This is a genomic window from Albidovulum sp., assembly GCF_008933605.1.
Classification (GTDB): domain Bacteria; phylum Pseudomonadota; class Alphaproteobacteria; order Rhodobacterales; family Rhodobacteraceae; genus Albidovulum.
Genome location: NZ_WBUS01000158.1, coordinates 1 through 7,253 on the forward strand (window position 1 = coordinate 1; position 7,253 = coordinate 7,253).

The 7,253-nt window shown below is 69.1% G+C and carries 6 protein-coding genes and 1 pseudogene; all 7 read right to left on the minus strand.

Annotated elements, in window-relative coordinates; translation table 11 throughout:
- Positions 1-448: pseudogene (locus F9K34_RS15725) on the minus strand (nitric oxide reductase activation protein NorD); the annotation flags it as partial.
- A 9-nt stretch (positions 449-457) separates the two neighbouring features.
- Entirely contained in the window at positions 458-1,264 is an 807-nt protein-coding gene (locus F9K34_RS15730) for a CbbQ/NirQ/NorQ/GpvN family protein (protein ID WP_291338069.1), read from the minus strand.
- Between the two features lie 5 nt (positions 1,265-1,269).
- On the minus strand, positions 1,270-2,667 hold the full coding sequence (locus tag F9K34_RS15735; RefSeq protein WP_291338070.1) for a cbb3-type cytochrome c oxidase subunit I: 1,398 nt from the start codon (positions 2,665-2,667) through the stop codon (positions 1,270-1,272).
- Between the two features lie 12 nt (positions 2,668-2,679).
- The gene (locus tag F9K34_RS15740; protein WP_291338071.1) at positions 2,680-3,132 is read right to left on the minus strand and encodes a c-type cytochrome; all 453 of its coding nucleotides are present in this window, start codon (positions 3,130-3,132) and stop codon (positions 2,680-2,682) included.
- 84 nt (positions 3,133-3,216) lie between these two features.
- Positions 3,217-4,086, minus strand: coding sequence for an FAD:protein FMN transferase (locus tag F9K34_RS15745; protein WP_291338072.1), 870 nt, complete (start codon positions 4,084-4,086; stop codon positions 3,217-3,219).
- Positions 4,087-4,089: 3 nt separating this feature from the next.
- Entirely contained in the window at positions 4,090-5,265 is a 1,176-nt protein-coding gene (locus tag F9K34_RS15750; protein ID WP_291338073.1) for an NnrS family protein, read from the minus strand.
- A complete protein-coding gene (locus F9K34_RS15755) occupies positions 5,262-7,226 on the minus strand; it encodes a NosR/NirI family protein (RefSeq protein WP_291338074.1) in 1,965 nt (654 codons plus the stop codon). Before F9K34_RS15755 ends, F9K34_RS15750 begins: the two co-directional genes overlap by 4 nt.
- Between the last annotated feature and the right edge of the window lie 27 nt (positions 7,227-7,253).

Below are 7,253 nucleotides of genomic sequence, written 5' to 3' on the forward strand. Positions count from 1 at the left end.
CCGTCATCCCGCGCGCGGCGATCAGCGCGGCGAGGTCGGCGCGCAGGGGGTCGTCCTCGATGCGCGGGGTGCCGGCGTGGGCCGCAGCGGCGGCGAGCCAGATGTAGAGCGCGGCGTTGGCCTCGCGCGCCGGGAAGACGGCGAGGCTTTCCGGCAGGCGCAGCGCCTCGCCGTCGAAGCTCGCGCGCGGTGTCGTCTCGACATCGGTCCCGAGGCGGCGGCGCAGCGACAGGCGATGCGCCGTCCGTTCGGCCGCCACCGGCTTGATCTCGACGGCCGGGCTGCCGCCAAGGCCGCGAAAAAGAACTGCCAGCCGTCCGCCGACCTCGGAAAGGCCGACACGGGCTCCGTCGTGGACGCTGGGTGCGTCAAGACGGCTGGCATAGGCGTGCCACAGTTTCCCGACGGTTTCCTCGGGTTCCCATGGCTCGATTTCGATCCCGGACATCGGCCGGCCTCACCCGAAAACGGCCGTGACGAGATCGAGGAGCCCGCGCTTGGTGTCTTCGTCGTCGGTGAGCGGTTCGATCATCGCGACCCGGATGGCCCGGTCGGGCGCCATGCCTTGCGCGATGAGCGTCGCCGCATAGACGACGAGGCGGGTGGATGTGCCTTCCTCCAGGTCCTGCCCCTTCAGCGCGCGGAACTTGTTGGCAAGCCGCACGAGCGGCTTCACCCGGTCCTCGGCGAGGCCGCTTTCGCGGGCGACGACGGGGATCTCGTGTTCGGGCTTCGGGAAGGTGAAGTCCAGGCTGATGAAGCGCTGCCGGGTGGAAGGCTTCATCGTCTTGAGGATGTTCTGGTACCCGGGGTTGTAGGAGGCGACGAGCATGAAGCCAGGAGCGGCCTCCAGTTCCTCGCCGGTCCGGTCGATCGGCAGGATGCGGCGGTCGTCGGTCAGGGGATGGAGCACGACGGTCACGTCCTTCCGCGCCTCTACCACCTCGTCGAGGTAGCAGATTGCGCCTTCACGCACCGCGCGGGTCAAGGGCCCGTCGACCCAGACAGTCTCGCCGCCCTTGAGCAGGTAGCGCCCGATGAGGTCGGGGGCGGAAAGGTCGTCATGGCAGGCGACGGTGTGGAGCGGTCGGCCCAGCCGTGCCGCCATATGGGCGACGAAGCGGGTCTTGCCGCAGCCGGTCGGCCCCTTGAGAAGGACCGGCAGGCGGTTTCGGTGGGCTGCCGCGAAGATGTCGCACTCGTCGCCCTGCGGCAGGTAGAAGGGGGCGGCCGCCGCCCCCTTCAGGTCAAAGGTTCCGTCCATCTTGCTCACTCCGCGGCTACATGGTCGGGATCGCGCTCGATCCGGCCACGTTCCAGCGGGCCGGGCTCGATGACCTCTCGGCGCGGCAGGAGCACGGAGTAGATGAAGAGCACCGCGCCAAGGACGACCGCCACGCCCGAGCCGAAGCGCATCGCGAAGAAGATCCAGAGCTGGTCCTGCACGTCCATGTAGGCCTCGCCCATCACCCGCTGGAGGTGCGTCTGCACGGTGCCCGCGAAGGTGAGCGTGAAGGTCATGAAGACCATGCCGCCCGACATCAGCCAGAAGGACGCCATGTTGAGGACCTGATTGTAGGGATCACGGCCCAGCAGATGCGGCATCGCGTAGGAGATGATCGCGAGGTTCAGCGCGACATAGGCGCCGAAGAAGGCGAGGTGGCCGTGCGCGGCGGTGATCTGCGTGCCGTGGGTATAGTAGTTCACCCCGTGCAGCGTGTGCAGGAAGCCCCAGACCCCGGCGCCGAAGAAGGCCAGTGTGGCGCAGCCCAGCGACCACAGGAGCGCGGCCTTGTTCGGGTGGTCGCGGCGGCCTTTCCAGACCATCACGAAGGCGAAGGCCATCATGGCGAAGAAGGGGATCACCTCGAGCGAGGAGAAGATCGAGCCGATCCACTGCCAGTAGCCGGGCGCGCCGATCCAGTAGTAGTGGTGCCCCGTGCCGAGGATGCCCGAGAAGAGCGCCGCGGCGACGATGACGTAGAGCCACTTCTCCACCACCTCGCGGTCGACGCCGGTCAGCTTCAGCATCAGGAAGGCGAGGATCGAGGCCATCACCAGTTCCCAGGTGCCCTCGACCCAGAGATGGACGACATACCACCAGTAAAGCTTGTCGAGAGCGAGGTTCGACGGGTTGTAGAAGGCGAAGAGGAAGAGGAGCGCGAGGCCCCAGAGGCCGAGAAGCAGGATGTTGGTGATCGCCGTCTTCTTGCCGGCCAGCACCGTCATCGAGACGTTGTAGAGGAAGATCAGCGCGGCGACGACGATGCCCGCCTTCACCCAGGTCGGCTGTTCCAGGAACTCGCGCCCCTGCTTGCCGAGCAGGAAGTTGCCCTCGAAGAGATTGAAGAAATAGGTGACGACCACGCCTGCGGTGCCGAGCACGAATATCGCCAGTTGCAGGTAGGCGAGCTTCGGCGAGTAGATCTCCCGCTCGGTTTCCTCCGGCAGCAGGTAGTAGGCCGCGCCGAAGAAGCCGAGGAGCAGCCAGACGATGAGGCTGTTGGTGTGCAGCATCCGGCCGATGTTGAAGGGCAGGATCTCGGCCAGGAAGTTCGGGTAGATATAGATCCAGCCGAGGAGCAGGCCGAGCGAGACCTGCACGGCGAAGAGCGCCATGGCCACGAGGAAGTAGGCCAGCGCGATTTTCTGTGTCTGGTATTTCATTTCACTCTCTCCTCAGCCCGCGTCGTTCGGGGGCCAGTCCTGGGCGCGAATCCTGTTCGTCCACAGGAGGAAGTCGGCAAGCTCGCGGTATTCCTGGTCGGTCAGGTTGAACTGCGGCATCTGGCGGCGGCCCTCGATGCCGGTGGGCATCGCATCCATCCAGCCCTTGAGCGCGTCGAACGCGGCCTGCGGATCATCGGCCACGCCCCAGCGGGTCATGACATTGGCCAGCTCGGGCGCGAAATAGGCGCCTTCGCCTAGGATCGTGTGGCAGTTGATGCAGGCCTTCTCTTCCCAGATGTGCTTGCCCGCCGCGACGCTGTCGGTCAGCCCGGCTGCGTCGGTGGATGTCGTGCGGATGTAACGGTGGCTATGTGCCGTCAACCCGACGAAGATGAGAATGAAGAACAGGGAGCCGCCATAGAAGATATTGCGGGCCATGCTCTTGGTCATGACTTCGCGCATTGCGCAAATCCTTCCCGGAGCAATTGAATCACAGGAGGGATTTGCCGCAATGCGGCATCGGCAGCCTTAACTAAAGTCAAACACTTAGCTCAATATTTCGATGCGCGCGGCATGAAATGCTGCGAGTGCTGCATTGATCTCTTCCCGCCCCATCAGACAGAACGCGGTGGACAGCGCATCCGCCGTGGCAGCGTCGGGGGCGGAGACCGCGACAGTCGACCAGCGGGCCGGAAGGCCCGCCGGGTGGAGGATGTGGGGCGCGGCGGCGCCGATCCGCGTTCCGGTGGGCGACGAGGTCGCAAGCGCGCGGTCGGTGAGCCCGATCCGCGCGATTTCCGCCCCGTCGGGCGCGGCGATCGCGGCCTGCCAGGCCCGGCCGCCGTTGCGGCCGAGCGCCATCACCTCGCCCATGTCGATCAGCATGTCGCCAAAGTCCTCGGCCCGGAGGAGGCCCGCGATTCGGTCCGCGGCATGGCCCTGCGCAATCCCGTTGAAGGTGAGTGACTGGCCCGGCGCGAGCGCGATCTCGTCCGGGCCGATGCGCAGCCGGGACCAGTCGACGAGCGCCCGCGCCGCCACCGTGTCGCCGCCCGTGGCGACGGCCAGCCAGAGCGGCTGGATCGAGGGGTCGAAGGCCCCGCCCGTCGCGGCGTGGACGCGGGACGCGAGATCGAAGAGCGCGAGAACCTCGGGCGCCGGATGGGTCAGCCGGCCGTCGCGGTTGAGCCGCGTGAGCGCCGAATCTGTGTGGAGGGAGAAATGCGCCTCGACCCGAAGGAGTTCGGCCTCGACGCGGGCGAAGAGGCGCTGCGCGCGGTACGGTTCCGCGCCGTGCAGGACGATCCGTGCGGCCGCACCCATCGCCCGGCCGGTCCAGACCGAAGGTGCCGCTGCCCGGGCGGGGCGGGCGAGGGTCGCGGCGGCGGCGATGGTGAGGAAGCGGCGGCGGTGCATGGTTCACTCCGCGGGAGTTCTCACGCGCGGCCCCCAGAACACGGGCCAGAGCGCGACGAGGTACATGAGGAACGCCAGCGACCAGAGCGCGCCGGCGGCGAGCGTTGCGGGAAGGGCGATCCCGGCGTAGGTGGCGGCGGCCCAGCGGACGAGCGCGGCGAGGGGCAGGAGCACATAGGCGAGCGCCACCGGCACGGGGGCGACCAGCGGACGTCCCGAATGGCCGAGGCTCGCGCGGGACATCACGGCGAGCGTCATGCCGCCCACGCCGCCGATGGCGACGACATGGAGCGCGCCGACGGGTGCGCCGAGGCCGAAGGCGGCGAGCCCGGTCAGGATCAGGCCGACGCCGATCAGCCCGAAGGACAGGTGCAGCGCCCAGAGGATCGGCTGGTCCAGGGTGAAGCCAGGGCGCCAGAAGGCGAGGCGTGCGAGTTGCCCGGCCCCGGCGAGGAGCGCGATCGACCCGAAGATCGCGGGCGGCATCGCCGCCAGGGTCGCGACGGGCAGGGCGATCGCCGCCGCGATGGCCGGCGCGTCGAGCCGCGCGAAGGAGCGGGGCAGGGCGGTCTCGCGCCCGGCCCGTGTCATCGCGTTGCGGGTGAAGGCGGGCGTCACGCGGCCGCCGAGGACGGCGATCATCGCGACGAGCCCGTAAAGCCCGGCATGGAGGCCCGGCAGGGCGGTCGCGGCGGCGACCCGCATCCATTCCAGATGGACGAAGAGATTCGCCGTCCAGATCAGCGCGAGGAGGCCGAGGAACATCACGTTCTGCGGCTTCGGCCGGCGGACGAGCTGGGTGGCGATCTTGGCCGCGAGAAGCGGCAGGAAGGCGAGGTCAACGGCGGCGACGAGGGGCAGGGGAAGGATGCCGGCGCACCAGACCGCGATCCGCCCGGCGAGCCAGAGGCCGACCGCGGAGGCGATGAAGGCGTGCCGCGCGGCCTTCGCGCCGGTCCAGTTCGGCACCGCCGTCAGGAGGAAGCCGCCGAGCGCGGCGGCGCCGTAGCCGAAGATCATCTCGTGTGCATGCCACTCGACCGGCGGCAGCGCCTCGGGCAGCGGGACCGGCACGACGAAGGAGAGCGTCCAGAGGCCGATGGCAAGAACGGCGTAGAGCCCGGCGGCAAGAAAGAAGGCGCGGAAACCCTCGCCGAGGAGGCGGACGAGCGGTGTCATGCGGGAACTCCTTCCGCGCCGCGCGCCCGCCGCTTTAGGACCGGGCAGATGCCTGGGTCGTTCATCACGACCTGGCAGCGCAGGCAGAGGACGCATTCGTTGGCATTGATCCGGCCGAGCGGATCGATCGCGCCGACCGTGCATTTCGTCTCGCATAGCCGGCATTCACGGCCACACTGCGGGCGCCGCTTCAGCCAGTCGAAGACCTTCAGCTTGGCCGGGATCGCGATGCCCGCGCCCAGCGGGCAAAGGTAACGGCAATAGAACCGCTCGATGAAGAGCCCTGCGCCGAGAAGCACGAGGACATAGAGAACGAAGGGCCAGGCCCGCCACATGCGCAGCGAGATCGCGGTCTTGAAGGGCTCCGCCTCCGCCATGACCAGCGCCTCGTGCATGGAATAGAACGAGAGCGCGAGAAGCCCCACGAAGAGCGTGTACTTGATGACCCAGAGCCGCTCGTGCAGCGCCTGCGGTACCGCCACCTGCTTCACGCCAAGCCGCCGGGCGGCGAGGTTGGTCAGTTCCTGGAGCGCGCCGAAGGGGCAGAGCCAGCCGCAATAGACGCCGCGGCCCCAGAAGAGCATCCCGAGCGCGGTGAAGGACCACAGGAGGAAGATCACCGGCTCGATCAGGAAGGTCTCCCAGCGGAAGCCGGCGAGGAGCGAGTGGAGGAAGGCGATCACCTGCACCACCGACAACTGCCCGTTCAGCCCCCATCCGAGTACGAGGAGCGTCGTGGCAAGGAAGCTCACGCGGCTGATGAGCCAGAGCTTCGGGCGGCGGGTGATCCACTCCTGCGCGAAAAGGATGAGGGTGAGCACTGCAAGCATCGCCGCGACGATCCCGGTCTCCTCCCGTTTCTCGGTCCAGACCTCGCGCCAGAGCGGCTGCGGCTCCGCCGGCGCGGCAAGGCGGTGGGCATCCGGCAGGCGGTAGTCGGCGCCGAGGGTCAACGCGACCTCGCCCGAGGCGGCGGGACGGGCCGCGCGAACCTCGACGCGGAAGGGCTGCATCGGGTCGATCTCGGGTGGCAGGCGGAAGAGGCTGATCTCCTTCACCTCGGGGGCGCCCGCGATGGCGAGCCGCTTGACCATCGTGTAGCCCGTCGCGTCGGGGTGCAGCCGCGTCTCGCCCTGCACGACGCTCACCCGGTCGAAGGCGCCGCTGCGCTTCCAGTCGGTGCCGCGGTGGGAATAGGCGCCGGACGAAACGAGGGCCAGCACCGTCTCGCCCGGCCCGAGGGAGCCCACGGCCGAGGTGAAGGCCTGCTGGCCGAAAAGGTTCTGGCCAACCGCCGGAGGGTCGATGATCCCGGTCCAGAGATGCAGGAAGTCGCCTTCCCCCGGCGGGACCGGCACCGTGGCGCCGGCGAGGGCGGCCGCGGCATCGGTCATGCTGATGCGCGCCTCCGCCAGGGCGCCCGAGGCGACGAGCGCGGGCCAGTCGGCGGGGGCGAAGCTCAGCCGGTCGATCCCGCCGCCCGCGGCGATGTAGCCGCGGCCGATGGCGAGCGTGCGGGCGGTGCGCAGGATGCCGTCTCGGATGACGCCGGTCGAGACCGTCGCACGGGCGATCACGTCGGGCAGTCCCGGCGTTCCGGCAAGCGTCGGGTCGGGGGGCGCGGTCAGGTCGTAGCCGGCGAACCCGTCCACATAGGCGGCGATGTCGGCGTCCGAGATACCGAGCGTCAGCACCGGCTCGTTGTGGGCCATGAGCCGGGCCCCGGCGATCCTGGCGTCCGGCGTGACCGCCACAAGCACGTCGAGCGGCCGGCCGGAGTAGCCGACCGATCCGGCGATTTCCCAGGTCGAGCCGATTGCTCCCAGTTCTTCGTCGCCCGCGCGCGCGACCCAAAGGGGCACACCCGCCTCCTGCCGGGTGACGGTCAGCCCTTCCCGGCCGAAAAGCCCGTCCGCGAGCGCGGAATCCGGGACGGCCGCCGCGATGGCGTCGGCGCCCAAGCCCCCGGCCAGCCCGCCCGTCCCCGC

What these genes read in the sequence shown, in the direction of transcription:
- F9K34_RS15750 (WP_291338073.1), bottom strand. Translation starts at nt 5,265, where the DNA reads ATGACACCGCTCGTCCGCCTCCTCGGCGAGGGTTTCCGCGCCTTCTTT.
- F9K34_RS15745 (WP_291338072.1), bottom strand. Translation starts at nt 4,086, where the DNA reads ATGCACCGCCGCCGCTTCCTCACCATCGCCGCCGCCGCGACCCTCGCC.
- F9K34_RS15730 (WP_291338069.1), bottom strand. Translation starts at nt 1,264, where the DNA reads ATGGACGGAACCTTTGACCTGAAGGGGGCGGCGGCCGCCCCCTTCTAC.
- F9K34_RS15740 (WP_291338071.1), bottom strand. Translation starts at nt 3,132, where the DNA reads ATGCGCGAAGTCATGACCAAGAGCATGGCCCGCAATATCTTCTATGGC.
- F9K34_RS15735 (WP_291338070.1), bottom strand. Translation starts at nt 2,667, where the DNA reads ATGAAATACCAGACACAGAAAATCGCGCTGGCCTACTTCCTCGTGGCC.